17 protein-coding genes are annotated in these 26,768 nt (G+C 39.1%); all 17 read left to right on the top strand.

Going from position 1 to position 26,768, the window contains the following annotated elements:
* Positions 1-35 precede the first annotated feature (35 nt).
* On the top strand, positions 36-938 hold the full coding sequence (locus EZ456_RS21080) for a metallophosphoesterase family protein (RefSeq protein WP_131533577.1): 903 nt from the start codon (positions 36-38) through the stop codon (positions 936-938).
* A 330-nt stretch (positions 939-1,268) separates the two neighbouring features.
* Positions 1,269-2,564: an esterase-like activity of phytase family protein gene (locus EZ456_RS21075; RefSeq protein ID WP_131533575.1), complete on the top strand. Its 1,296-nt coding sequence runs from the start codon at positions 1,269-1,271 to the stop codon at positions 2,562-2,564.
* Between the two features lie 81 nt (positions 2,565-2,645).
* Positions 2,646-3,134 carry a LytR/AlgR family response regulator transcription factor gene (locus tag EZ456_RS21070; protein WP_205945148.1) on the top strand — a complete coding sequence of 163 codons (489 nt, stop codon included), beginning with the start codon at positions 2,646-2,648 and terminating at the stop codon, positions 3,132-3,134.
* Positions 3,131-3,598: a hypothetical protein gene (locus tag EZ456_RS21065; RefSeq protein WP_131533571.1), complete on the top strand. Its 468-nt coding sequence runs from the start codon at positions 3,131-3,133 to the stop codon at positions 3,596-3,598. Before EZ456_RS21070 ends, EZ456_RS21065 begins: the two co-directional genes overlap by 4 nt.
* A gap of 269 nt (positions 3,599-3,867) precedes the next feature.
* Positions 3,868-5,643: an aminopeptidase P family protein gene (locus tag EZ456_RS21060; protein ID WP_131533570.1), complete on the top strand. Its 1,776-nt coding sequence runs from the start codon at positions 3,868-3,870 to the stop codon at positions 5,641-5,643.
* A gap of 669 nt (positions 5,644-6,312) precedes the next feature.
* On the top strand, positions 6,313-9,078 hold the full coding sequence (locus tag EZ456_RS21055) for a DUF5695 domain-containing protein (RefSeq protein ID WP_205945147.1): 2,766 nt from the start codon (positions 6,313-6,315) through the stop codon (positions 9,076-9,078).
* A gap of 801 nt (positions 9,079-9,879) precedes the next feature.
* Positions 9,880-11,277 carry an aminopeptidase P family protein gene (locus tag EZ456_RS21050; protein ID WP_131533567.1) on the top strand — a complete coding sequence of 466 codons (1,398 nt, stop codon included), beginning with the start codon at positions 9,880-9,882 and terminating at the stop codon, positions 11,275-11,277.
* Positions 11,278-11,976: 699 nt separating this feature from the next.
* Positions 11,977-13,653 carry a M1 family metallopeptidase gene (locus tag EZ456_RS21045; RefSeq protein WP_131533565.1) on the top strand — a complete coding sequence of 559 codons (1,677 nt, stop codon included), beginning with the start codon at positions 11,977-11,979 and terminating at the stop codon, positions 13,651-13,653.
* A 338-nt stretch (positions 13,654-13,991) separates the two neighbouring features.
* Positions 13,992-14,909, top strand: coding sequence for a dihydrodipicolinate synthase family protein (locus EZ456_RS21040; RefSeq protein WP_131533563.1), 918 nt, complete (start codon positions 13,992-13,994; stop codon positions 14,907-14,909).
* Positions 14,910-14,923: 14 nt separating this feature from the next.
* Entirely contained in the window at positions 14,924-16,510 is a 1,587-nt protein-coding gene (locus tag EZ456_RS21035; protein ID WP_131533561.1) for an aldehyde dehydrogenase (NADP(+)), read from the top strand.
* On the top strand, positions 16,503-17,504 hold the full coding sequence (locus tag EZ456_RS21030; RefSeq protein ID WP_131533559.1) for a 4-hydroxyproline epimerase: 1,002 nt from the start codon (positions 16,503-16,505) through the stop codon (positions 17,502-17,504). Before EZ456_RS21035 ends, EZ456_RS21030 begins: the two co-directional genes overlap by 8 nt.
* Before the next feature lie 40 nt (positions 17,505-17,544).
* Positions 17,545-18,786 carry an NAD(P)/FAD-dependent oxidoreductase gene (locus tag EZ456_RS21025; protein WP_131533556.1) on the top strand — a complete coding sequence of 414 codons (1,242 nt, stop codon included), beginning with the start codon at positions 17,545-17,547 and terminating at the stop codon, positions 18,784-18,786.
* A gap of 319 nt (positions 18,787-19,105) precedes the next feature.
* Positions 19,106-20,008, top strand: coding sequence for an AraC family transcriptional regulator (locus tag EZ456_RS21020; protein ID WP_131533554.1), 903 nt, complete (start codon positions 19,106-19,108; stop codon positions 20,006-20,008).
* Positions 20,009-20,095: 87 nt separating this feature from the next.
* Positions 20,096-21,874 (top strand): DUF885 family protein, encoded by a 1,779-nt coding sequence (locus EZ456_RS21015; protein WP_131533552.1) that lies wholly within the window; start codon positions 20,096-20,098, stop codon positions 21,872-21,874.
* 43 nt (positions 21,875-21,917) lie between these two features.
* The gene (locus EZ456_RS21010) at positions 21,918-23,366 is read left to right on the top strand and encodes an APC family permease (RefSeq protein WP_131533550.1); all 1,449 of its coding nucleotides are present in this window, start codon (positions 21,918-21,920) and stop codon (positions 23,364-23,366) included.
* A gap of 75 nt (positions 23,367-23,441) precedes the next feature.
* Positions 23,442-25,736 carry a S9 family peptidase gene (locus tag EZ456_RS21005; RefSeq protein WP_225876587.1) on the top strand — a complete coding sequence of 765 codons (2,295 nt, stop codon included), beginning with the start codon at positions 23,442-23,444 and terminating at the stop codon, positions 25,734-25,736.
* Between the two features lie 91 nt (positions 25,737-25,827).
* On the top strand, positions 25,828-26,616 hold the full coding sequence (locus EZ456_RS21000; protein WP_131533549.1) for an NIPSNAP family protein: 789 nt from the start codon (positions 25,828-25,830) through the stop codon (positions 26,614-26,616).
* Positions 26,617-26,768: the final 152 nt, after the last annotated feature.

Here is a 26,768-nt window from a genome sequence, read left to right as displayed (position 1 = left end):
GGTAATGCTAGTTTTGAAACGATAAAAAGAATATAATGGAAAGAAGATCTGCACTTAAAAATATAGGTGGCCTATTTTTGCTACCAACAATGCCCGCACTTTCATCGGCAATGGATAAGAAGCCCGTTTTAAGGGTAGCACATATTACCGATGTACATCTTAAAAATCAATTTAATGCGCCCGCCAAGTTTGTTAAATGCCTGCATCATCTGCAGTCGCAATCGCCCAAGGTTGATCTGGTTTTAAATGGGGGAGATATCGTTTTTGATATGAACAAGGAAAACATCGGTACTATAAACGATCAATGGAAACTGGTAAACGAAATGATGAAGAACGAATGTAACCTTCCTGTGCACTACTGTTTGGGCAATCACGATATCTGGTGGAACGAAAACACCAAAGGCGATGTTTTTTACGGGAAGAAATATGCCATGGATAAATTGCAGCTGGTTAAGCCTTATTATAGTTTGGTGCAGAACGGATGGAAGATTATTGTGCTGGATAGTACCCACCTGGATATCGACAATACCTGGTATATTGGCAAATTGGGAGATGAACAGTTAACATGGCTAAAAAACGAACTGGAAACGACCAGTTCTACCATGCCTGTAATGGTAATGTCGCACATTCCAATCCTTACTGCACTTTTAATGATAGAAGATGATATTGTTAATAAATGGACCATGCTGGGTGGCGATATGCATACCGATACGGCCAAAATTATCAATCTTTTTTATCAGCATCCTAACGTAAAACTGTGTTTAAGTGGCCACTTGCATATGCGCGATAAAGTGGTGTACAACAGTGTTACCTATCTTTGTAACGGTGCCGTATCGGGCGCTTGGTGGGAAGGCAACAGAAGAGAAACCGCACCAGGTTATGGACTTATCGATTTATACGCAGATGGCAGTTTTGAAGAGAATTATGTGAGTTATTAATGATATAAATTTTCAAGATTCGTCATCCCCGTGCAGACGGGGATCTTAATGCAATAGTGCCTGGTCATGGCATTACGATTATTCATCAGTTTTCCTTTTATTCAGAGGCATTCATGAGCACTCCGTGGTTCCCAATCAAGTTGGGAATGACGCTCGCATTTGAATTTACTAACAAGCTTAATGTCCTTAACTTCTTAATGGTCGAAAGCAATTAAAATAACAGTTGCTTTTTAAGATTGCATAACCTTGTGGGAGAACTATTATTGTTATTGCCTTAACACAGGCTTCATATCTGTATGCTTGCTTTGTTCGTTAAATATTCCTAATTAAATGAAGAAAGAACTACTAACCCTAATAGTAGCCGTATCTATCGGTATGGTATCGTGTAAGAAAAACCTTGAAGAAACCCCCGCAGAATTTACCTATCCTGCTGTTGCCGAAGTTTCCGATCCTTCGGTGCTTTTCACCACAGCCGCTGGCGTAAAAGTGTATAACGGAGGTTTTGGGTCAGCAGTTGCCGCCGATCCCAATGCGCCGGATGTTTTTTATATGCTAACCGATAGAGGTTCGAACGTTGCCGGACAGATCGCAAATTCGATCATCATCGGAAAACCTGATTTTGATCCACAGATCGGAAAATTCAGATTGAAAGACGGGAAATTGGTGCTCGAACAAACTATCGAACTTAAAAATACATCTGGTAACAAATTAAACGGACTTCCAAACCCTGCGGGAATGGGGGCTTCTGGTGAAACTGCTTACGACTTAAATGGACAGGTGATTGCTCCAAGTGCCGACGGAATCGACTCAGAAGGCTTGGTAAGAGCAGCTGATGGATCATTTTGGATCAGCGATGAATACGGACCGCATATTGTACATTTCGATGCATCAGGTAAAACAATAGAGCGTATTAACCCATTTGGAACAGCAACGGGCGGGCGTAAAATCCCAGCTGTATTTGCCAATAGAAGAGCAAACCGTGGCATGGAAGGCCTGGCCATTTCCCCAGATGGAAAAACTTTGGTAGGCATGATGCAGTCGCCAATGTACAATCCGTCTAAAACTGCAGTTGCCAATTCGGTTGTGTTGAGGATTTTGACTTTTGATATCGCAACTGGAGCAACCAAGCAATACGCTTATTTGATGGATAACGTTACTTTAACAGGTGTGAGCGATATTGTTGCCGTTAACAGCACTACTTTCTTAACCATCGAACGTGATGGATTGTATGGTGGCGCAGCGGCCAACCCGGCAACATTTAAAAAAGTTTTCAAAATAGACCTGAGTGGGGCTACTGATATTTCTGATGCCAGCAATGGCGCAACAGGTAAACTTTATGGTGGCAAAACGGTAGAAGAATTAAATAATGCTGCTGGTTTAAGCACTGCGGGCATTATCCCAGTAAGCAAAACTGTGGTTTTAGATCTGTTGAAAGATTTACCTTCCATTTATCCGCACGATAAAGCAGAAGGCTTAGCCTTACTGCCTGGCAATATCCTCGTAATTTCTAACGATGATGATTTTGGTGTGGTGGATAATGGTGCAAGTGGCTTTGCTCAAAAAATATTGCCTTTAACAAATTCAGTTGATAGAAATCGTTTATACTTTGTTAAAATTAAACTTTAAAGCAATTAGCCATGTTTCAATTGACTCATGGCTAATCTATGCCATGAAATAAGGTGTTTGTTGGTAAACTGTCTCATTAATATGTCTCAAGCTACCGTACTTTTACCTTTTTTGTGGATGGTTATAGGAATTGAGGTCTGCATTGTTAAGCTTTGTGCAGCCAATCTTAATTTGCCTATGTATTACAGCTGTGCAATTGTTGATGATGAACAGCACGCGATCGATGTACTTCACGATTATATTGAAGATATTCGTTTTTTAAAATTGTTTAGTGCCTTTAATAATCCTTTTGATGCCTTAAGAATAATTAGCGCTTGCGATAAAATCGATTTTCTTTTTTTAGATATAGATATGGATGGAATGAAGGGAACTGAATTATCTCAGCATCTCCGCTCGAAAGCCAGGTTTGTGATTTATGCATCTGCTTACCTCGAAAATGATGTGAGAAAAATAGATTCTAGCTTTGAATGTTATCTTGGCAAACCGATCTCAATGAAACGTTTTGCTGGGACAATTGATAAACTGATACGACTTAATAATCTGCCGATAAAAAATGAAAATAGCTTATGATCGAACTTAATTACCTTTTTGAACAGGAATTTTTAGAAGATGTATCCTATCAGTTAATGAGGGCCAGCATGGAAGATCCATGGTTGGTGCTTTCTGGATGTAAAGTGCTGGGTATTATTGATGAAGTTGAAGGGAGCTGGAGCCAGATTGTAGGTGGAGATATTCCGGCAAAAGCAATTGAAGGGATCGGGGATTTGATTAACATGCAGCAGTTTAGCTGGTTGCCAAATTTGATAAAAAAACAGTGGCCAAAGTATGTGCTTGATGTGGTCGTAGAAAATGTAGACCGTTATGAAATAATTTGCCATAAAGAGGCTTGCCCCAAGCGTTTTCAACAACGCTTTACATTGGGTATTCATGCGCTGGCACAAAGAGAATCTGCTCTTGTTTTTAAAGTACGTTGCTTTCAGAAATCAGATTGTTATGAGGTGGTTAAGACTCCGGCAATTGATCGGTATGTTTAATCCTTCAAATATGATCGTTACTATAGCCTATTTTTATGAATGAATATAAAAGGCTACCCATTTTACACTTTGGTAAGAAAAAAGTGCTATTCTAAATTAAAGAATTAGCACTTTTTTTGTTCTTAATGTATTTTATTATGAACTCTTTTAATTTATCAAACACTGCTACCAAAAAATAATAAAAAAATGTGGTAGACCAATTTCAAAATCGCAGGTTGCAGATATCGTGGTAATATTTAAATTTGGCCCGACAAAAACTCTTCCTCAACATGATCTTTGTAGAAAAATTGCAGGCCTTACGCCAATTAATGGTTGCTAAAAAAGTAGATGCTTATATTATTACAGCGGCAGATCCTCACATCAGTGAATATTTACCAGCACATTATAAAGCTATTCCTTTTGCCTGTGGATTTACAGGTTCTGCTGGTACGCTGGTCATTACTCAAAATTTCGCAGGTTTATGGACCGATTCGAGATATTTTACGCAGGCCGAAACACAATTGAGCGGTACCGGTTACGAATTGGTAAAATTAAAAGTGCCGCATACCTCCGAGTACATCAATTGGTTGCTCGAAGTTTTACCAAAGGGTGCAAAAGTTGGCTTTAACCACCAGCTCATTACAGTGGCATTAGCCCTTGAGATGCAGAATAGTTTGACCCAGCGTGAAATAGAAATAATTGATGTTGATTTTATCAGCACCATTTGGACCGATAGGGTAGGGCTGCCACAAGCAAATGCCTTTTTAATTGGCGAAGAAGCTGCAGGTCTTACCATTTCAGCTAAAATAAACCAGGTAAGAGATGCATTAAAATTAAATGGTGCAGATTATCATTTCATCTCATCCCTTGATGATATTGCCTGGCTTTTTAACCTAAGGGGAAAAGATGTAGATTATAATCCTGTGGTTTTAAGTTTTGCTTTAATTGCACCTGCTGATGTAAAACTCTTCATCAACACACAAAAATTGTTACAAACGGATATCAATATTTTAAATCAACAGGGCATAACTTTACATCCCTATTATAAGGTGACCGAAGCATTAAAAAATCTGCCAAAAGATGCACAGGTTTTTATCGATCCAAAACGCACTTGTTTTGGTTTGTATCAGTGCTTGCCTCCTAATACAAAAATCATTTCAGGCATTAATCCAAGTACACATTTAAAGAGTTTAAAGAATAATACTGAAATTAATCATATCGGTAAGGCGATGTTAAACGATGGGGTGGCTTTAACTAAATTCTTTAAATGGATGGAAGATCATTTAGGAAAAGAAAGGATTACAGAATGGTCTGCAGCAGAGAAATTGGCCACTTTTAGAGCCGAACAAACATCTTTCGTTGGTTTAAGTTTTAATACCATTGCCGGTTACAATGCAAATGGTGCATTGCCGCATTATAGTGTAACAGCAGAAAGCAATCAGGAAATTTTAGCTGATGGTTTGTTTCTTGTCGATTCTGGAGGTCAGTATTTGTATGGTACAACCGATATTACCAGGGTAATGCCTATCGGTAATTGTTCATCAAGCCAGGCCGACGATTATACCTTGGTGCTAAAAGGCCTGATAGAAGGTTCTAAACTGATTTTTCCTGAAGGGACCAAAGGTTATCAAATCGATTCCATCTGTAGAAAACCGCTGTGGGAACATGCCATAAATTTTGGTCATGGAACTGGTCACGGTATTGGTTTTTTTCTGAATGTACATGAAGGACCTCAGAATATTAGTCCAGCTAATGTAGATATTGCCTTTAAGCCAGGTATGGTAACCTCCATCGAGCCTGGAATTTATCGCCCAGGAAAACATGGTGTACGTATCGAAAATCTTGTTTTATGTATTCCTCAGGGCAATAGTGAATTTGGCGATTTTCTCACTTTCGAAACCTTAACCTTATGTTTTATCGATACTACCATCATAAATAAAGCACTTCTAGCGCCAGATCAGATCGCCTGGTTAAATCGATACAATCAAATGGTGTTTGAAAAGCTTCAACCCATATTATCTGATGAAGAAGCTGAATGGTTGAAAGTGAAATGTCAGCCTATTTAATCATTGTCTACCAATGATTCTAAAGAATGGTCGTCATTCCCGCGCAGGCGGGAATCTTAATGCGGTTTACAAACCTTACCAAGGCATTATGATTCCCAATCAACCCGATAGCTATCGGGTTGGGAATGACGTTACGGTGAGTAAATGTCATCTCCATTCCAATGTTTTTCTAAAAAAAAACTGACCTCTCAGGGGATCGTCATTGCGAGAAGGCTTTTTCAGCCAACGAAGCAATCTTACAACGATTGCTTCGTGCCTCCCATCCGATAGCTATCGGATGACGACTACTCTATCTAGTTTGTCGATAATAGTGCCAAAGGATAGGAAAGCAATTCCTGTATTTCAATCCATGTCAGTCGCGCTTTCCGCTTATCCTGATTTTACATCGGGACCGCTGCAATCACGTTTAGGTATTCAGTGTAGTGCCAATGGGTTGGGTTTCCCCTCAGGTGAATAATTAAATCTGCGTGCTTTGCGTAATCTGCGGGAACCTATTTTGTTCATCATGCTTCCTGCTATTCACCTTCACTCCCGCCATCCACTTACCGCCAGACTCCCCATAAATACACCAATTCTTTACCAATTTTGCGCTATTTTTAAGTTCGCTGCCGTCTTTATCTTTTAAATTTTATTTTTGATTTAACCATATCCCTAATTCGCTTTGTCATCATGATTATCAAACCACAAAAGAAGAGAAGTTTATCCATAATAACTTTTAAAGCAATATTTTGTTGTATTTTATCTTTTCTAAATATTGAGGTACTTCTGGCTCAATCGCCATGGATTGCTTTAGGTAAAAAGCCATCCACCTTGGGCCTCGAAAATGGATTTTCAACCTACAATGCCGGAGCGTTTAATCTAAAGCTCGTTAAGTCATCCCAAACTGTGGCAGGACTTCAGCCTAAAACGGTTAAAGATTTCGATTTTGTACCCAGCGATAGTTTAAAAGTGCGTAGTTCAGATGGTTTGTACCATTTGGGCGATATCAACTTAAAATTACGCTACGTTGGTGAAGAAACTTGGAAAAGCTACAGCACGGCGGCAAAACGAAGTCCTGTGAAAAATATTCCGATAGGTAAAAATGTACTCGCTGCTGCCGATCTCGCTACAACACTTCCGGCCGATATGCCGCTGCAGGTTAAAAGGACCTGGGAAATGTTGAACGGAAAGCTGGTGCTCCGCTTCGAACTGAAAAACAAGACCAATAAAAACATAGAAATTGGTGCGCTAGGTATTCCGATGATTTTCGATAATATTTTAGAGAGCCGAACATTAGAGCAAACCCATGCCAAAAATGTTTTTTACGATCCATATATCGGTAAAGATGCTGGTTATTTACAGGTAACCAGGTTAAGTGGACACGCCCCATCTTTAATTGTAGCACCAGTGGGCCATACGCCATTTGAGGCCTATAATCCTCTTAACGATGACCGTACCCCTCGTGGAATAGCTTTCGAAGGATTTTACGAGTGGATGGTGTACAGTAAAGCTTATGCCGAAAATGAATGGAAAAACGCCGAACAATGGAATACGCCAACATCAACCATTTTAAAGTCTGGAGAAACTAGAAGTTATGCCCTTCAGTTTATCCTTTCCGGAACAGCGAAAAATATTGAAAGCAAACTGATTGAAAATAAAAGACCAGTAGTGATATCAGTTCCAGGTTATGTATTGCCCAAAGATGTGGAAGGGAAATTATTTGTTAACTACCCTAAAAAGATTAAAACTATTCAGGTTCAACCCGAAAATGCCCTAAAAGTAAGTGCTTCGGGTTTAACTAAAAATGGTTGGAAAAGTTATTCAATAAAGGCGAATACCTGGGGAAGAGCAAGATTATCTATTACTTATGAAGATGGCTTGGAGCAAAGCATAAATTATAAGGTAATTGAAGCCGAAAGTGATGTGATTGCTAATTATGGGAGTTTTTTAACAACCAAGCAATGGTTTAACCAGGCCGACCCTATTTTTGAACGAAGTCCGTCTGTTATTACTTATGATAATGAAAAACAGCAACAGGTAACGCAAGACAACCGGGCATGGATTGCTGGTTTAAGCGACGAAGGCGGAGCCGGTTCGTGGCTGGGTGCAATAATGAAGCAATTGGTACAACCCAAAAAAGAAGAAGTTGATAAACTAAAACAATTTGTAGATAGTGTAATGTTTGGGAGAATACAGCTCAAAACTGGTCCTCAGAAATATGGCGTAAAAAAGAGCTTGTTCTACTATGCGCCAGATTCGCTCCCTAAAGATACATATGCCGCAAATATCAATTTTAAAACATGGTCTGCATGGCCCAAAAAAGAAGCTGATAACCTTGGCCGGTCTTATAACTATCCGCATGTTGCAGCAGCCCATTGGGTAATGTACCGATTGGCACGTAATTATAGCGGTCTTGTGGAGCAGCAGAGCTGGAAACAACACCTTATTGATGCCGCTGAAACAGGTATGGCTATGGTTAATATTGCGCCTTATTATGCACAGTTTGGCCAAATGGAAGGTACAGTCTTCTATCTCATCTTAACCGACCTTAAGAATGAAGGATTAACAGAAGAAGCAACCAGGTTAGAAAATGAAATGAAAAAGCGAGCCAATCACTGGCGTACTTTACAATATCCCTTTGGAAGTGAAATGCCTTGGGACTCTACAGGTCAAGAAGAGGTTTATGTATGGTCGAGCTATTTTGGCTATCAAGATAAGGCGAATGTAACGCTTGATGCGATACTGGCTTATATGCCTGTGGTGCCGCATTGGGCATACAATGGCAATGCCCGTCGGTACTGGGATTTCCTTTACGGAGGTAAGCTTTCTCGTATTGAACGGATGATCCATCATTATGGTTCAGCACTCAATGCCATTCCTGTATTGATGGATTATCGTAAACATCCAGATGATTTTTATCTGTTACGCACAGGCTATGGTGGTTTACTCGGATCGATTTCCAATATCACCCAAGAAGGTTTTGCACCTGCGGCCTTTCATGCCTATCCATCCACCTTAAAAAATGATGGTATTAGTGGCGATTACGGCTCTGGCTTTTTTGGTTATGCTGTAAATACTTCATCTTATATTTTACTACATCCAGAATTTGGTTGGTTGGCTTTTGGCGGTAATCTAAACAAAGCAGGCAACATCATCAGTGTTAAGTTAACCACTGCAGCAAAATCGTCGGTTTATATCGCCCCTGCAGGATTATGGGTTACCCTTGATGCAGGAACGATTGATGAGGTCGATTATAATGCCTCAAGTGGCGAAATCCATTTGAAATTGAACAAAGCAAATGATTATACACCCAATGCCGTGTTAAGATTAGCTCAGCCTGCAAAAGTTAATGGTGTAGGTATTTATTCGGTAAAAGGTAATAACAAGAAGAAGAGGGGAGCATATCAGTTTCCACTTTCAAAAGAACATCTAACTGAAATTATACTTCAAAAATAATATCAATTCATCTACTGTCCTGGCCTCGTAATGTAAAATTTACGAGGCTATTTTTTGTTCATTAATATTGATAACCAATTATATAGGTGTTTTACTAGTTTAATAAATTGATATAAGCTATTCATAGCCTTTGTATATCAATTTATTGGTGTAAAATTTCATGGTTATTGTGTGTGATTTATGAATTGAAAAGCATTGATGTCACTTAAATTATAGCTCTATTAATACTTTATATGAACAAATTCAAAATTTTGTATTTTAAAGTAATATAAATTTAAATAGTCATATTGTCCATTTAAATGGTTTAGATCGTTCTTGTTTGTAGCGACGATGCATTGAGAAAGGCGATTTTATCCCCAATAAAAACATGTTTTGATTTGAGCACATTTGTTATTTCGATTTATTCTAAGATTAGTGCGCCATCAACCTTGGAATTTGGTTTTGCCACGGAAGCACAGATTAACACGAAATTTGGGAAATTGTCTTTCTGTGGCTGTGGCTAAAGTTGGCGATTTGTTTAAAGATTCTTCGCTGCGCTCAGAATGACAAAAGAATCTCCATAAATGTTTTGTGTCTTCCGTGTTTCCGTGGCTAAAAATGGTTAGCGCTGTTTACAAACTTTCTTTAACCACCCTTAGTGTGCAGATTTTACCCTTATTTTTCGCGAACCAGAAATTTATTGTGATTTTTGTGCCATTACCATAGCTTATAATTTGCAGATATAACCCATATTTTAGCCATTCAATTTAATTGTTATTGGATAAAGAACGCTTTTGGGATATTTGCCTAACACAAAATAATATGTTTGAAAAGAAAGTCTACCTCCAACGAAGAGCAGCATTAAAATCAAAGATTAATGCGGGAATATTACTCTTTTTGGGTAATGAAGAGAGCCCAATGAATTATAAAGACAATACCTACCATTTTAGGCAGGATAGTACCTTTTTATATTATTTTGGGATTAGTGAACCATCATTGAGTGCTATTATTGACCTTGATGAAGATCAGGTAATTCTTTTCGGCGATGAAATGGGAATTGATGATATCGTTTGGATGGGCAGACAGAAAACACTTGAAGAAAAAAGTTTGGATGCAGGCCTGACCAAGGTTTTACCTTTAGCTCAGCTCGATACATATCTTAAGCAATATCAAGCGCAAAAACGTAGCATCCATTTTTTACCTCCTTACCGTTCAGAGAATAAAATCAAATTGGCCAATTGGCTTAATTTGCCTGTCGATCAGCTTAAAGAGAAAGCATCGCTTAACTTTATTAAAGCTGTTGTTGCACAGCGGTCGATTAAATCAGTTGAAGAAATTGAAGAGCTGGACCGGGCAGCAGCGATATCGGCTGATATTCATTTAATGGTGATGCAGCAGGTAAAACCTGGCATGTACGAACGTGAACTTGCTGCAAAAATTCAAGGTGCTGCGTTAGCTTCGGGTGGTAATCTGGCTTATCCGGTTATTTTAACTGTTCGTGGCGAAATTTTGCACAACCATTACCATGGTAACCAACTTCGAGATGGACAAATGGTTTTAAATGACTCTGGAGTAGAAACGGCAATGGGCTATGCTGGCGATCTTACGCGTACTTTTCCGGTAGGCAAAAAGTTTAGTGCTGAGCAAAAAGATGTCTACAATATTGTCTTGAATGCTTACACGCATGGCAAAAACATGTTGGCGCCAGGCGTAAGATATTTAGATGTGCATTTGACTTCGTGTAAAATGCTGGCACAAGGTTTAAAATATATTGGCCTGATGAAAGGTAATATCGACGATGCGGTGCAGGCTGGTGCGCATGCTATGTTCTTTCAGTGTGGTACAGGCCATATGATGGGTTTAGATGTACACGATATGGAAGATTTAGGCGAGCAGTATGTAGGTTATACAGATGAGCTGACTAAAAATACCACCCAGTTTGGATTGAAATCGTTAAGGTTAGGTAAAGCACTCGAAGCAGGTTATGTGTTAACGGTAGAGCCTGGTGTTTATATTATTCCCGAACTGATAGACCGTTGGAAAGCAGCTAAACAGTTTACCGAATTCATTAACTACGATAAACTGGAGCAGTTCAGAAACTTTAGTGGCATCAGGGTTGAAGATGATTTTCTGGTAACCGAAAATGGAAGTAGAATGTTGGGTAAACATTTAGCCTTAACCACAGATGAAATCGAATCAATCAGAAGTGTGGCTTATTAGCAAAGATGGTTATTTTGAATAACCGATGTTTTTTGTTTTGGAGCGCAGGGCCTTTCGATTTTTTTAAAGGATAGTCCTGCCATCCGCTTTATCCCGATAAAAAAATCGGGATGCTCGCTCCTGTCAGGGCTAAAAACTTGGGCTTGAAGCACAGAACGGGAAAGAGGTGTTTAGCAGAAACCAAGGTTAAATAAACCTGATAGAACGGATGCTCCCGATCCTTTATCGGAGCTGGAGAGATAGCAGGGCTGAACTAACCGATAAAATACTGCAACTGCTTTTCAAATTTTTTTAAATATTATAATCGACAAGAAGCATTAAAGAAAAGATGAAAAAACATAGACTTTTTAATATGGCTATGTTTTTGTTTTGGAGCGTAGGTCTTTTCGATTTTTTTTAAAGGATAGTCCTGCCATCCGCTTTATTCCGATGCTAATTCAGTGCCGATTTATCGGTAAAGGATCGGAATGCCCGCTTCTGTCAGGGCTAGAGACTTTGGGCAGAAGCACAGAACTAGGTTAAATAAACCTGATAGAACGGATCCCGATTTAAGCACGGTATACTTTGTCTTTTATTGTGTGCTTGCTTGTTTCATAGGTTTCATCGGGAGGAGGGATAGCAGGACCGAACTAACCGATAAGTACAGCAATTGCTTTTCAAATTAATAATATGCTATTGCAACATGATAACCAGCAAAAAATGAGAAAATTAACATTTATAACCTTAACAATGATCTTAGTATTGTTCAGTACAATACTTTTTGCGCAAAGCCCTAAAAAGGTTTACACTTTGGCCGATACCTTGAGAGGAAGCTTAAATGCCGAACGTACCTGGTGGGATGTACAGCGTTACGAACTTTCTGTTAAGCCCGATTATAATGATAAAAGTATAACGGGCTCGAATAAAATTGTGTACAAGGTAGTTGGTAATAACAATGGCAGTACGCGCATGCAGATCGATCTGCAAGAGCCATTAATTATCGATAGTGTTTTATACAATGGAAAAGCTAAGTTAAAATTCGAGCATGTTGGCAGTGTTTGGTATGTGCATGTTCCAACCCAAAAGTTATCGGCACTAAATAACGTCCATATTTTTTACCACGGAAAGGTACACCAGGCAAAAAGAGCGCCTTGGGATGGTGGTTTTATCTTCACCACCGATTCACTTTCGCGCCCATGGATGACGGTTGCCTGCCAGGGTTTAGGTGCTTCTGTTTGGTATCCAAATAAAGATCATCAAAGTGACGAACCCAACATGGGCGCTTCTTTAACAATGACGGTTCCTGATACATTGGTAGCGGTAGGGAACGGGCGACTGATATTTAAGAAGGATAACCATGATGGTACAACAACCTATCAGTATAATGTTAAAAATCCAATCAGTAATTATTGTATTATCCCTTACATAGGCAAGTATGTTAATTTTAAGGAGAAATATGCTGGTGAAAAAGGTGCACTTGATGTAAACTATTGGGTGCTCGATTACAATTATCCAAAAGCGAAAACCTATATGCCCGATCAGGTGCATAAAATGATGAAAAGTATGGAGCATTGGTTTGGTCCGTATCCTTTTTATGAAGATGGTTATCAACTTATCGATGCTTCCCACACCGGAATGGAGCACCAATCGGCAGTTTCATACGGTAACCGCTATAAATTTGGCTACATGGGCAGAGATATGTCTGGCGATGGTTGGGGCTTGAAATGGGATTTTATCATCATCCACGAAAGCGGGCACGAATGGTTCGGCAATAATATTACCACTAATGATCTGGCCGATATGTGGGTGCACGAAGGATTTACCAACTATAGCGAAACACTTTTTGTTGATTATATTTTTGGCAATAAAGCAGGTAACGAATACAATTTCGGGATTAGAAAAGGCATCAGGAACGATACCCAAATTATTCCGGTATATGGAGTAAATGCACAGGGTAGCGGCGATATGTATCCAAAAGGAGGGAATATGTTACACGCCATTAGGCATAGTTTAAATAACGACGAACTTTTTAGATCGATATTACGTGGGCTCAACCAAACCTTTTACCATAAAACGGTAACTACTGCTCAGATCGAAAATTATATTTCTAAAAAAGCTGGTTACAATTATGCTAAAGTTTTCGATCAATATCTGCGCACCACTCAGGTACCAACATTCGAATATTATTTGAAAGATGGTAAGGCCTTTTATCGTTACAGTGATTGTGTTAAAGGTTTTAATCTGCCATTATCCTTAAAAAAAGATGGGGTTAAAACCCTTAAAATTATTCCTGCGCAAAACTGGCAACAAGTGGTTTTGGCTAAAGGTCAGGATGTTTTGTTTACGAAAACGGGTATCGAATTTATGTATTACCTAAAAGTAAAAAACACAAAATAAAATCATCGTAAAATATAATACAGTTGGATGGCAACATCCGACTGATTTGTGTAATGGTATCTTTTTTCGGAAGGATACCATTTTTGTACTGTCTGAAATTTCGGGCAAAGCCATCATCTTTCTCATTCTGTCTTGTCTGATTCAAATGGCGTATTTATGGCCATTATCGGTTAAAATCCAATAATATAACCGGACAATGATCCATTATCTTTGACTATCGTTTAACGGATTTATCGCTGATAATTTAGTTAAATGATGTTTTGACAGATTAAACTAAATTTTGGGTTAATCAACGGCATTAATTTTTTTACCATAATTATTAAAAACATAAGATTACAATGAGTATTAAATGGACTGGGGTTTTCCCTGCTGTAACAACTAAGTTTACGGCAAACGATGAATTAGATTTTCCGGCTTTTGATTTAAATATCGAGGCTCAGTTAGAAGCTGGGGCAGAAGGTATTATTTTAGGTGGATCGCTTGGCGAAGCCAGTGTACTAACCGATGAAGAAAAGTTCGGTCTGTTATCGCATACCTTAACCGTAGTAAATGGCCGCGTACCTGTTTTATTGAACATTGCAGAGTCGACCACAAAAAAAGCAATTGAAGTAGCCCTGAAAGCTGAATCGCTTGGCGCACAAGGTTTAATGTTATTGCCACCAATGCGCTACAACGCTGCGCCAGACGAAACTTTGGCCTTTTTTGGTGCAATTGCGGAAAGCACAAGCCTGCCGATTATGATTTATAACAACCCTGTTGATTATAAAATAGAAGTAACGTTAGATATGTTCGAGGTTTTGACCAAATATATTAATATTCAGGCGATAAAAGAATCAACAAGGGATGTTTCTAACGTAACTAGATTAATCAACCGCTTTGGCGATCGCTTCAAGATTTTTACAGGTGTAGATCCATTGGCAATGGAAAGTATTGTAATGGGTGCTCACGGATGGGTTGCAGGCTTGGTTGATGCTTTCCCAAGAGAAACCGTTGCTATTTTTAGGTTGATTAAAGAAAACCGCATCGCTGAGGCCCTAACGATTTACCGTTGGTTTTTACCTGTGCTTGAATTAGATATTCACGCTAAACTGGTTCAGTATATTAAACTTGCAGAAGTAGCTACAGGACTTGGTACGGAAGCAGTTCGTGCACCACGTTTACCGATAAACGGAGCAGAAAGAGAAAAAGTATTGAAAATTATTAACGATGCATTAGCTGTTCGTCCAGAATTACCAGCAGGTAGTTGGGGCAAATAGTTTAAAAACCAAATATGAACGGAAAAAATATTGTAGCCAGCACTTATGTAGAAGTTAATGAAAAAAGCCTTAAAGCTGTTAATCCCGCAACGGGATTAACGCTTGACGGGGAGTTTTTTAAAGCTAGCGAGCGCCTTGTTAATGATGCCTTAACATCTGCAACATTGGCTTTTCAAAGCTATAGAAATCTAAGCAAAGACCTTAAAGCTGCTTTTTTAAATGCCATTGCCGATGAAATTGCCAACCTTGGCGAAGAACTGGTAAACAGGGCTTCGGCAGAAAGTGGTTTGCCACTGGGCCGTTTACAGGGAGAGTTGGGTAGAACTACCGGGCAGTTAAGGTTATTTGCTAATCTCGTTGCTGAAGGCTCTTGGGTTGATGCAATTATTGATACTGCACTGCCTGAAAGACAACCTTTGCCACGACCTGATATTAGACGAATGCTGATCCCTATCGGGCCAGTAGTTGTTTTTGGTGCAAGCAATTTTCCGCTTGCTTTTTCAGTTGCAGGTGGCGATACCGCATCAGCATTAGCTTCTGGTTGCCCAGTGGTGGTTAAAGCACATCCCGCACATTATGGAACCAGTGCTTTGGTAGGTGGTGCCATCATCAAAGCTGCAGAAAAAACGGGAATGCCTAAAGGTATTTTCTCTTTGTTGTATGATGATGGTTATACTATTGGCACCAGTTTGGTTCAACACCCTTTAACTAAAGCGGTAACCTTTACAGGTTCGTTTAAAGGTGGTATGGCATTGATTAATCTTGCGCAACAACGCGAGCAACCTATTCCGGTTTTTGCCGAAATGGGAAGCATTAATCCGGTAATTTTTCTTCCAAAGGCCATAGAAAACCAGGCAGAAGAACTGGCTAAAAAATATGCGGCATCCATTACTTTGGGTGCTGGTCAGTTTTGTACCAACCCGGGTTTATTGTTAGCGGTTCAATCGCCGGCACTCGAAAATTTTAAAGCCGTTTTAAAAGAGGCAATTTCAACTATTCCATCAGCAACCATGCTTACCGAAGGCATCGCCAATAATTATGGTAAACTTTCTGCTGAGGTAGTAAATGAAGGTGGCGTTGCGCTTTTATCGGCATCAACTGTGAAAAATAGTGAGCTTCAAAATCAATCAGAAGCGAAAATTGCGCAGGTAAGTGCTGCCGATTTTATTAAAAACCCAAAACTTCGTGAAGAAATTTTTGGTCCGTACTCGCTCTTAGTTGTTGCTCAGGATATTGCTGAACTCGAAAAAGCCATTGATGTATTGGAAGGGCAGCTCACCGTTACCTTAATGGCCGAAAAACAGGAACTTCAACATTATCAAGTTTTAGTAAATAAATTGACTGATAAAACCGGAAGGATTATTTTAAATGGTGTGCCTACAGGTGTCGAAGTTTGTGCAGCCATGCAACATGGTGGGCCATTCCCTGCTACTAATGATAGCCGTTTCACCTCAGTTGGTTCTACTGCAATTAATCGTTTTGCAAGGCCATTTGCTTATCAGGATTGGGAGCAGGAATTATTGCCTGATGAATTGAAAGATGGAAATCCTTTAGGTATTTTTAGAACGATAAATCAAAAATTAACGAAATCTCATGAGTAAAACTTTTTTTTGTGTAGATGCACATACTTGCGGAAATCCGGTGAGGTTAGTTGCAGGTGGCGGTCCTCCGCTTATTGGCTCAAACATGAGCGAAAAGCGCCAGCATTTTTTGAAAGAATTCGATTGGATTAGAACAGGTTTAATGTTCGAGCCACGCGGTCATGACATGATGTCGGGCAGTATTCTTTATCCACCTCACGATCCCGCTAATGATGTAGCTGTGCTTTTTATCGAAACCAGTGGCTGCCTCCCAATGTGCGGTCACGGCACTATCGGCACCATTACCATCGCTATAGAAGAAGGATTAATTCAGCCTAAAATACCGGGAGTGATCAGGATGGAGGCTCCAGCCGGATTGGTATTGATCGAATACAAACAGGAAGGAAAAAAAGTAAAGTCTGTTAAACTGAAAAATGTGGCATCTTATCTGGCTGCTGAAAATCTTCAGGTAGAATGCCCAGATTTAGGTATGCTTACTTTTGATGTGGCTTACGGTGGAAATTTCTACGCAATTGTAGACCCGCAGGAAAATTTCCCGGGACTGGAAAACTATACCGCTTCGCAACTGATTACCTGGAGTCAGACCATTAGAAAACGCATCAACGAACAATATACTTTTGTACATCCTTTAGATCCGACGATAAATGGCTGTAGCCACGTATTGTGGACCGGAAAAACAATCGATCCTATAGCAACCGCCAGGAATGCAGTCTTTTATGGCGATAAAGCCATCGATCGGTCGCCATGTGGAACAGGAACATCTGCCCGCATGGCCCAATGGCACGCCAAAGGAAAATTAAAACAAGGGGAAGATTTTATCCACGAAAGTTTTATTGGCAGCAAGTTTACAGGTAGAGTAGAGGAAGAAGTGGATCTTAATGGCATCAAGGCTATTATTCCAAGTGTGGAAGGTTGGGCTAAGGTATTTGGTTACAATACCATAAAAATCGACGCCGAAGACGATCCATATGCCCACGGATTTCAGGTGATTTAGTGAGTTTTTAAAATGAATATCAGCAGTATAAATTAAAAGAATGTCGAAAGTATTAATTATAGGCGGTGGAATTGTAGGCCTAACTTCAGCGTATTATCTGCAGAAAAAAGGCTATGAAGTAACAGTTTTGGATAAAGGAGATATTACCGACAACTGCTCTTTTGGTAATGCCGGGATGATTGTACCAAGCCATTTTGTACCCTTAGCTGCACCAGGTATGATAAAACAGGGCATCCGCTGGATGTTTGACAGTAAAAGTCCGTTTTATGTTCGCCCATCTTTAAATGGAAACCTCATTAATTGGGGTTTGAAATTTATGAAACATGCCACGGCAAAACACGTAAGCCAATCGGCAGCGCCACTGCGCGATTTATCGCTGCTTAGTAAAAAACTATATGAAGGCTTGGCAAAAGAGCCTGATTTTGATTTCGAATTAACTAACAATGGTATTCTGGCATTTTATAAAACAGAAAAAGCAGGAGAAGAAGAAGCGCATTTAGCTGCAAGGGCAATTGAATTGGGCTTAGATATGGCTGTACTAACTGCCGATGAGTGCCACGCACTACAACCTGATTTAAAGTTAGATGTTTTAGGAGCGGTACATTATCGTTGCGATGCACATCTTTATCCAACAAAGTTGATGAATGCTTTGATTAAGTATTTATTAAATAATGGTGTTAAGATAGAACGTGGCAAAGAGGTTGATAAAATTGAAGCGGTTGGCAATCGCGTTATTAAGGTTTTTACTGGCAATACCGCCTGGGAAGCCGATCAGTACGTTTTGGCAACAGGTTCGTGGTCGCCTGCTGTGGCTAAAATGGCCGATGTTAAAATATCTATAATGCCAGGTAAAGGTTATTCTTTTATGGAGCCAGAACCTCAGCAACGTTTAACTATTCCGGCATTGCTATGTGAAGCCAGAGTGGCCATTACACCAATGAACGGACAGATTAGGTATGGCGGCACAATGGAGTTAGATAAAATTAATTCCCGCATTAATATGCAAAGGGTTAAAGGAATTGTAGAATCGGTTCCAGCTTATTTTCCAGATTTAAAACCTGCACTTCCAGCAGAAAAAGATATCTGGTATGGTTTCCGTCCGTCATCACCTGATGGTTTGCCATATATTGGCAGAAGCGAAAAAAGAGAAAATCTAATCATCGCTACTGGCCACGGTATGATGGGTTTAAGTTTAGGTCCGGCAACGGGTTTATTGGTGAGCCAGATTGCTTCAGGCATGGCTACCGATCTAAAAACAGAGCCATTTGCAGTAGCTAGATAATATAAAGGAAGTCAGTTTTAAAAACTTGACTTCCTTGAGGTAACCGAGTTTCTTCATAATTTCCTTCAAAAAATGCTAAAATAACCTGTTAATCCAAAAATAGCGGGCTTTACTGGTTTAAATTAACTGCTTTAGCTATTGCTTTACAGTTGGTTAACTAAATATGTAGTGATTTATTAGCTACCGAATTCATCACAAAATCCGTCATATATTATCAAGTTATAGCAGGATTTTAACCTTATTTGAGTTTTATTGGTTTATTTGAGTTAATATTTATACATTCAATTCGTAATCAAACTCAACTAACTAAACCAAAATTATGAAAGTATTACCATTTACAATGCTTGTTCCTGATGACAAGAGTGTGATATCGGAACATATTGAACTTCCATATTTTTATCAATATCTGCACCGACATGATGAATGGCAGATTACTTACATAGAAAAAGGAGAGGGGACATTAATTGCGGGGAATGATATGCATGCTTTCCGATCGGGCGATGTTTTTGTAATTGGGGCAAAACTGCCACATCTTTTTAAAAGTAACCCCGAATATTTCTCTGCTGATAACAATAAAACGATCAAAGCATGTTCTATTTACTTTAATCCTAACGGTATTTTAGCCGCTTTGTTCAATCTTCCCGAAATGAAGATGGCCAGTGGTTTTTTAGCTAAAAACAAACACGGTTTTAAAATTCCTGCTGCTTTTACTAAAAACATGGTAACCAAAATGTTCAATGTTCACCAGGCATCAGGAGTTGATGTGTTATTTAACTTTCTGAAATTGGTTAACAGCCTTCAGGATTTAAATGAGAATGTAGAATCGTTATGCTCAGATATGTATTCTTCTAACGTAACCGAAAATGAAGGTATGCGATTAAGTAAGATCATTAACTTCATCACCGAAAACTACAATAATCAAATTTCGTTAGAAGATGTAGCCAATGCTGCGTTTATGACTCCGCAGGCCTTCTGCAGGTATTTTAAGAAACATACAGGACATACCTTTGTATCTTTTTTAAATGAAGTTAGAATCAACGATGCCTGTAAAAGCCTCATTTCGGGAGAAAAAGCCGATTGCATTTCAGGCGTGGCCTATAAAGCTGGTTTCAATAGCATTACCAATTTCAACCGGGTATTTAAAAGCATTATTGGTCAATCGCCAAGAGCATATATCGATACTTATAATAATGTAAGCAGGGTGAGCTATGTAGGCGCCTAAGCAAAAAAACATCTTATTTTTTAAAAAAAAAGCTAGCCATTTTTTCAAGTGGAGGCAAATGCTATTTGCCAAATTTAACCAAACCAAATGCAAAACAAATTAAAGTTTTTCGCCCTTTTATTCATGGTAAGCCTGTTATCAGGCACTTTTGTATTAGCTCAAACATCAAATGAAAGCTTGTATGAGCAAACCAGCGAAATGGGTACGCTGATAGTGGGTTACCAAAAGGATGTAGATGCCATTAACGATTTCTACTATCCTTATTCTGCAGGAGGTACTTATTCTTTTCCGATGACTACCTTTAAAAGTCCTGAACAAAGAAAACGCCTGCAGGATATCAATAACGATTATTTCAGTAAGTTAAAATCGGCCAAATTTGAAGGATTTAGTGTTTATGGCAAAGTAGATTACATTCTCCTTAAAAAACAGATAGAATCTTCAGTTTGGCTCTTAGGTAAAGAGGAAACAGACTATAATGCCCTGTCGAAGTATTTTACCTTTGCCGATGCGATTTATGCGCTCGAAAAATTAAGAAGAAGAGGTACTTATAAGGAAGGCTCTTTATTGGCGGCCCAGATGGACGAAATTGCGAAGCAGGTTGATATCCTAAATCTAAATTTTAAGAAAGGAATACTCAAACCCGATCAGCTTAAAATGGCAGCGGCCATAACCTTGAGTTTAAAGCACCGTTTAAAGGGTTTTTACCAGTTCTATATGGATTATGAGCCTGGTTTTACCTGGTGGGTACCTAAACCTTACCAAAGATTAGACTTTGCCTTAACTAATTACGCTAAACTTTTTAACGATAGCGGAGATGCTGTTCCTGTTGCAAAATTAGATAAACCAGAAATTAAGGGAAACCCTATTGGAAGGGAAGAGCTGATCAGGCAATTAAATGCAGAGCTTATTCCATATACACCGGAAGAACTGATCAAGCTTGCCGAAAAAGAATTTAAGTTTTGCGATGATGAGCTTTTGAAAGCATCAGCAGCAATGGGCTTCGGAAATGACTGGAAAAAAGCGCAGGAAAAAATCAAGAATAGTTACGTGCCCTTAGGTAAACAACCAGAGTTGATTGTAAAACTACAGGATGATGCCTTAAGCTTTATAAAAGCTAATGATCTGATCAATATTCCGCCACTGGCAGAAGAAACCTGGGGTATGGTAATGATGTCGGCCGAACGCCAATTGGTGAATCCATTTTTTACCGGTGGGCGCGAAATCAGTATTTCCTATCCAACCAATACGATGGAGGAAGGTGATAAGTTAATGAGTATGCGTGGTAATAATCCTTATTTTTCAAGAGGAACAGTACAGCACGAACTCTTACCTGGTCACCATTATCAATATTTTATCAATAACCGTTACAAAAGCTATCGCGATCCTTTTCAAACACCTTTTAGTATAGAAGGCTGGCCATTATACTGGGAACTTTTACTTTATGATAAAGGTTTCGCCAAAACGCCTGAAGAAAAAATGGGGATGCTTTTCTGGCGCATGCACCGTTGCGCCAGGATTCTTTTTTCGCTAAACTTTCATCTTGGCAAATGGACCCCTCAGCAGTGTGTCGATTTCTTGGTTGATCGGGTAGGGCACGAACGTGCCAATGCAGAAGGTGAAGTGCGCAGATCTTTCAAAGGCGATTATAGTCCTCTGTACCAGGTAGCTTACCTTACTGGTGGTCTCCAGCTTTTTGCCCTTAAAAAAGAACTGGTTGATAGTGGTAAGATGAGCTTTAAAGCTTTTCACGATGCTGTGATTAAAGAAAATTTAATCCCTGTAGAGATGATTAGGGCTACTTTAACCAATCAGCCATTAACACGCGATTTTAAAACCTCATGGCATTTTTACGATCAGCTTAAATAAATCAAAATCACAAAACCATTTGAACCACCAAGCAACAGAACACATGATTGAAAAAGAAACCACACAGTTTAAACCCTCACTTAAATTGATGGATGCAACAATGCTTGTAGCCGGAAGTATGATCGGGTCGGGTATTTTTATTGTAAGTGCAGATATTACCCGAAATGTAGGCAGTTCTGGCTGGCTGTTAGTGGTTTGGTTAATTACAGGCTTTATGACGCTTACTGCAGCATTGAGTTATGGTGAATTAAGTGCCATGTTTCCAAAGGCGGGCGGACAGTATATTTATTTAAAAGAAGCATACAACCCACTGATCAGTTTTTTATATGGCTGGAGTTTTTTTACGGTAATCCAAACCGCAACTATTGCCGCCGTGGGTGTGGCATTTGCCAAGTTTACGGCTTATCTCGTGCCCGAACTAAGTGAAGATTTAGTAGCCATCGATTTGGGTTTCTTTACCATCTCACCGGCACAACTATTGGCCATTGGGATAATTATATTACTTACCTATATTAATAATAGAGGGGTAAACGGCGGTAAAATGATTCAAACGACCTTTACAGTGGCCAAATTGTTAAGTTTGTTTGGCCTCATTGCATTTGGGCTTTTCTTTTTGGATAAAGGAATCTGGAAAACCAACTGGGAAAATATGTGGGTTTTAGGACCACTATCTGCCGATGGAAATATTGGTTCTTATACTACTTTGGCTGCTTTCGGTGCCATTGCCGCTGCGATGGTAGGTTCGATATTTAGTAGCGATTCCTGGCACAACGTAACCTTTATTGCCGGCGAAATTAAAAACCCTGCACGCAATATTGGTTTGAGTTTAGCCTTAGGAACCATTATCGTAACAGTGCTCTACATCCTTACAAATGTGATGTATACAGGTGTACTTTCATTACACGATATTGCCTATGCTGATAAAGATCGGGTGGCAGTTTCTGCTGCCAACCATATTTTCGGTACAGCTGGTACCATCATTATCGCATTAATGATTATGGTTTCGACTTTCGGTTGTAACAACGGTTTAATTATGGCTGGTGCCAGGGTGTATTACTCAATGGCCAAAGACGGCCTTTTCTTTAAAAAAGTTGGTACGCTCAACAAAAATGCGGTTCCTGGATTTGGACTATGGATTCAATGTATTTTTGCTTGTTTATGGTGTATTAGCGGAAAATATGGAGACCTGTTGGATATGATTTCTTTTGTGGTGGTGATGTTTTATATGCTCACCATTTTTGGGATTTTTATCCTTCGTAAAAAACGACCAGATGCCGAACGGCCTTACAAAGCCTTTGGTTATCCTGTACTACCAATCATCTATATGGTAATGGGACTGGCCTTTTGCATATTACTAATTATTTTTAAACCCAAATTTACCTGGCCTGGATTAATCATCACTTTAATTGGTATACCGATTTATTACCTGATTAAAGGGAGTATCGCCCGGCAGGATTTAAAAACAAAAGATACAGTTGATGTGAGCAGTTAAAATATTGATGTTATTCATCAAAATCTAAAAGGAATCTGTAAAATCGTAGCCCTACTTTACCATAAAAAATCTGTAATGACCATTTACGCGACCGCTAAAAAATCAATAGCCTTCATCCTATTAAGTTTTGTTTCTTTTCAGGTGCTGGCACAGCAAGCTGGTTTACAGCCTTATACGCCAAGTGCTGCTGAAATGGCAAATGCTTACCAATTATCCACTAAACTGGATACCGCATTACGTAATATTCCAACCAATAATGATCTTATTCCTTTCTGGAAAAAAGATGGAAGCGCATTTTGGTATAAAAAGAATCTTCCAAACAGAACATGGGAATATTATGATGTAGATGCTGCAACAGGTAAACGCAAAGCTGCATTTGATCATGATAAACTTGCGCAGAACATCGAAAAGATTACTGGTAAAAAACAAAATCCATTAAAGCTTCAGTTTACAGAGCTTTATTTCGCCGATGAGGGCAATACCGCAAAATTAAAAATACAAAATAACTGGTATCAATTAAATCTGAACGATTATAGTTTAACCCATACAAACGATACCAGTATTTATCGCTACAATGCCAAAAGGCCTTTACAGCAACGGAGATCACGCTGGCAACGAAACCGCGAATCAAGGAAATCGCCAGATGGCAAAAGCGAAATCCTGATCCGTGGTGGCAACCTGTTCGTGATTGATCTGGCAACAAAAGCAGAAACCCAATTGAGTACCGATGGTAATGCCGATAAACCTTATGGCGAATTTGCATGGTCGCCCGATGGAAAAAATATAGTTGCCTACAAAATTGATCCGAAAGAGATTAAAAAAGTACATTATGTATTAAGTTCTGTTCCCGGTACCACGCGTGGTGAATTAAAATCGAGAGAATATGCGCAGCCTGGCGATGATTTTACTGCTTATCAACCCTATGTTTTTAACATAGTAGCTAAAACGGCGATTAAAGTAGATGCTGATCCGATAGATTTCTTTGGCGCACCAGAATTGCATTGGCGAGGTAATAACAGCCGCTATTATACTTATGAAAAAGTAGACCGCGGCCATCAGCGTTTCAGGGTAATTGAAGTAGATGTTTTAACGGGAAAAACTAAAAACATTATCGACGAGAAAACCAAAACCTTCATTTATGAAAATCGTATCTATACAAGATACCTGCCCAAAACAAATGAAATATTATGGACGAGTGAGCAAGATGGATGGCAACATCTTTATTTGGTAAATGCCTTAACCGGAAAGCAAGACTTAATTACCAAAGGGAATTACGTAGTTAAAGATATTGATAGTGTAGATATCGTAAAACGCCAGGTTTGGTTTAGGGCAAATGGAATGAATGCGGGCGAAGATCCTTATTTTATTCATTACTACAGAATCGGGTTTGATGGAAAGGGCCTGGTAAACCTCACGCCCGAAAAAGGTAACCATAACCTCAGCTTTTCTCCTGATCGTAAATATTATATTGATACCTATTCTCAGGTAAATGTACCACCCATTAGTGAGTTAAGGTTGACTGCAAGTACCAGAAAAATAAACGAAATAGAGCATGGGCAAGCAGCTGCTTATTTGGCTACCGGTGTTAAACTGCCTGAAGTGTTTGTGGCCAAAGGAAGAGATGGCATAACTGATATTTGGGGCATAGTTTGTTTTCCCTCAAAAATGGATGCGAGTAAGACTTATCCTGTTATCGAAAATATTTATGCAGGTCCTCATGATAGTTTTGTGCCTAAAAGTTTCTTGCCAGCCAGCGAAATGCAGAGCATTGCTGAGTTAGGCTTTATTGTGGTACAGATTGATGGAATGGGTACCGCCAACCGATCAAAAGCTTTTCATGATGTATGTTGGAAAAATATAGCCGATGCAGGTTTCCCCGACAGGATATTATGGTTGAAAGCCATGGCGGTTAAGTATCCAAATGCTGATATTTCAAAAGTAGGGATTTATGGTACTTCGGCGGGTGGACAAAGCTCAACAGGTGCGCTGTTATTTCATCCCGAGTTTTACAAAGCTGCGGTTTCTGCTTGTGGCTGTCACGATAACCGTATCGATAAACAATGGTGGAACGAACAATGGATGGGCTATCCCGTAGGGCCGCACTATGGAGAACAATCTAACATTACAAATGCAGGTAAATTACTGGGTAATCTATTTTTAATTGTTGGCGAAGCCGATGAAAATGTACCACCAGAATCGACCTACCGACTTGCTGATGCATTGATCAAAGCAAATAAAGATTTCGATATTTTAAGTATTCCGGGCATGGGGCACAGTGATGGTGGTATTTACGGACGCAGGCGTAAACGCGATTTCTTTGTGAAACATTTACTTAATGCCGAACCACCAAATCCGAATCTTTCAAAGTAGATTAGTTCATTCAAAATTCACTCATTCTGTTATTCAATCATTAAAAAATAAATTGTTACTTTGACGCATTGTATCTAAATATCCTTTAACCATGTCGCAAAGAATTAAAATTTCCTGTCTGTTTTTACTCGTGCTATTATCTAACGTATTTGCTGTTAATGCATCAAAGATAGATTTCTATCAGATCAAAATTTACCATTTGAAAACCGATGCTCAAGAAAAAACGGTAGATGATTATTTGCAAAAAGCATATTTACCCGCATTGCACCGCTGTGGAATTGCAAAAGTAGGCGTGTTTAAACCAATTGTAGGTGATCAGGCTTTAGTTACAGAAAAACTTATTTATGTATTTATCCCTTTACAATCATTGAATGGAATTTTAGAGCTGGATAAAAAGCTGGCAAAAGACAAAAAATACGCCGCTGATGGTAAAACCTATCTGGATGCAGTCTTTACCGAAGCTCCTTTCGAACGGTTAGAATCTATTGTTTTAAAAGCTTTTGAAGATGCCCCTCATTTTATGCTGCCTAATCTAAAATCTCCAATGAAAGAACGGGTGTACGAATTAAGAAGTTACGAAGCCCCTACGGAGAAATATTTTCAGAATAAAGTTCAAATGTTTAATAAAGGCGATGAAATCGGTTTATTTAAAAGGTTAAATTTTAATGCCGTATTTTATGGAGAAGTAATTGCCGGCAGCCGTATGCCTAATTTAATGTATTTAACCACTTTCGAAAATAAAACAGATAGAGATGCGCACTGGAAGGCATTCTCTGCAGATGATTATTGGAAGAAACTTTCTGCAATGCCAGAGTATCAGCACAATGTTTCTAAAAACGATACTAAATTTGTTTACCCAACAGACTATTCGGATATTTAAGAAAGATAGGGCTGAAAGACTAAAGATAAAAGACTAAAGCAAAAAGCTGAAAGACCAAAGCAAATAGGTAAATTAACTTCCGTGTACATCCGTGCTTGCGTGGCTAAAAAATATCTCAGCCTGAAAGATTCTGACCACGAAGTAGCTATTAG

Origin of the sequence: Pedobacter psychrodurus (assembly GCF_004331735.1) — a bacterium.
Lineage (GTDB): Bacteria > Bacteroidota > Bacteroidia > Sphingobacteriales > Sphingobacteriaceae > Pedobacter > Pedobacter psychrodurus.
This window is presented reverse-complemented; position numbering and strand designations above follow the sequence as displayed.

Excerpts from the sequence above, each read along its gene's own strand:
- EZ456_RS21015 (WP_131533552.1), top strand. The coding sequence starts at position 20,096 with ATGCAAAACAAATTAAAGTTTTTCGCCCTTTTATTCATGGTAAGCCTG.
- EZ456_RS21075 (WP_131533575.1), top strand. The coding sequence starts at position 1,269 with ATGAAGAAAGAACTACTAACCCTAATAGTAGCCGTATCTATCGGTATG.
- EZ456_RS21065 (WP_131533571.1), top strand. The coding sequence starts at position 3,131 with ATGATCGAACTTAATTACCTTTTTGAACAGGAATTTTTAGAAGATGTA.
- EZ456_RS21045 (WP_131533565.1), top strand. The coding sequence starts at position 11,977 with ATGAGAAAATTAACATTTATAACCTTAACAATGATCTTAGTATTGTTC.
- EZ456_RS21000 (WP_131533549.1), top strand. The coding sequence starts at position 25,828 with ATGTCGCAAAGAATTAAAATTTCCTGTCTGTTTTTACTCGTGCTATTA.
- EZ456_RS21080 (WP_131533577.1), top strand. The coding sequence starts at position 36 with ATGGAAAGAAGATCTGCACTTAAAAATATAGGTGGCCTATTTTTGCTA.
- EZ456_RS21035 (WP_131533561.1), top strand. The coding sequence starts at position 14,924 with ATGAACGGAAAAAATATTGTAGCCAGCACTTATGTAGAAGTTAATGAA.
- EZ456_RS21050 (WP_131533567.1), top strand. The coding sequence starts at position 9,880 with ATGTTTGAAAAGAAAGTCTACCTCCAACGAAGAGCAGCATTAAAATCA.
- EZ456_RS21005 (WP_225876587.1), top strand. The coding sequence starts at position 23,442 with ATGACCATTTACGCGACCGCTAAAAAATCAATAGCCTTCATCCTATTA.
- EZ456_RS21020 (WP_131533554.1), top strand. The coding sequence starts at position 19,106 with ATGAAAGTATTACCATTTACAATGCTTGTTCCTGATGACAAGAGTGTG.
- EZ456_RS21030 (WP_131533559.1), top strand. The coding sequence starts at position 16,503 with ATGAGTAAAACTTTTTTTTGTGTAGATGCACATACTTGCGGAAATCCG.
- EZ456_RS21025 (WP_131533556.1), top strand. The coding sequence starts at position 17,545 with ATGTCGAAAGTATTAATTATAGGCGGTGGAATTGTAGGCCTAACTTCA.
- EZ456_RS21040 (WP_131533563.1), top strand. The coding sequence starts at position 13,992 with ATGAGTATTAAATGGACTGGGGTTTTCCCTGCTGTAACAACTAAGTTT.
- EZ456_RS21070 (WP_205945148.1), top strand. The coding sequence starts at position 2,646 with ATGTCTCAAGCTACCGTACTTTTACCTTTTTTGTGGATGGTTATAGGA.
- EZ456_RS21055 (WP_205945147.1), top strand. The coding sequence starts at position 6,313 with ATGATTATCAAACCACAAAAGAAGAGAAGTTTATCCATAATAACTTTT.
- EZ456_RS21010 (WP_131533550.1), top strand. The coding sequence starts at position 21,918 with ATGATTGAAAAAGAAACCACACAGTTTAAACCCTCACTTAAATTGATG.
- EZ456_RS21060 (WP_131533570.1), top strand. The coding sequence starts at position 3,868 with ATGATCTTTGTAGAAAAATTGCAGGCCTTACGCCAATTAATGGTTGCT.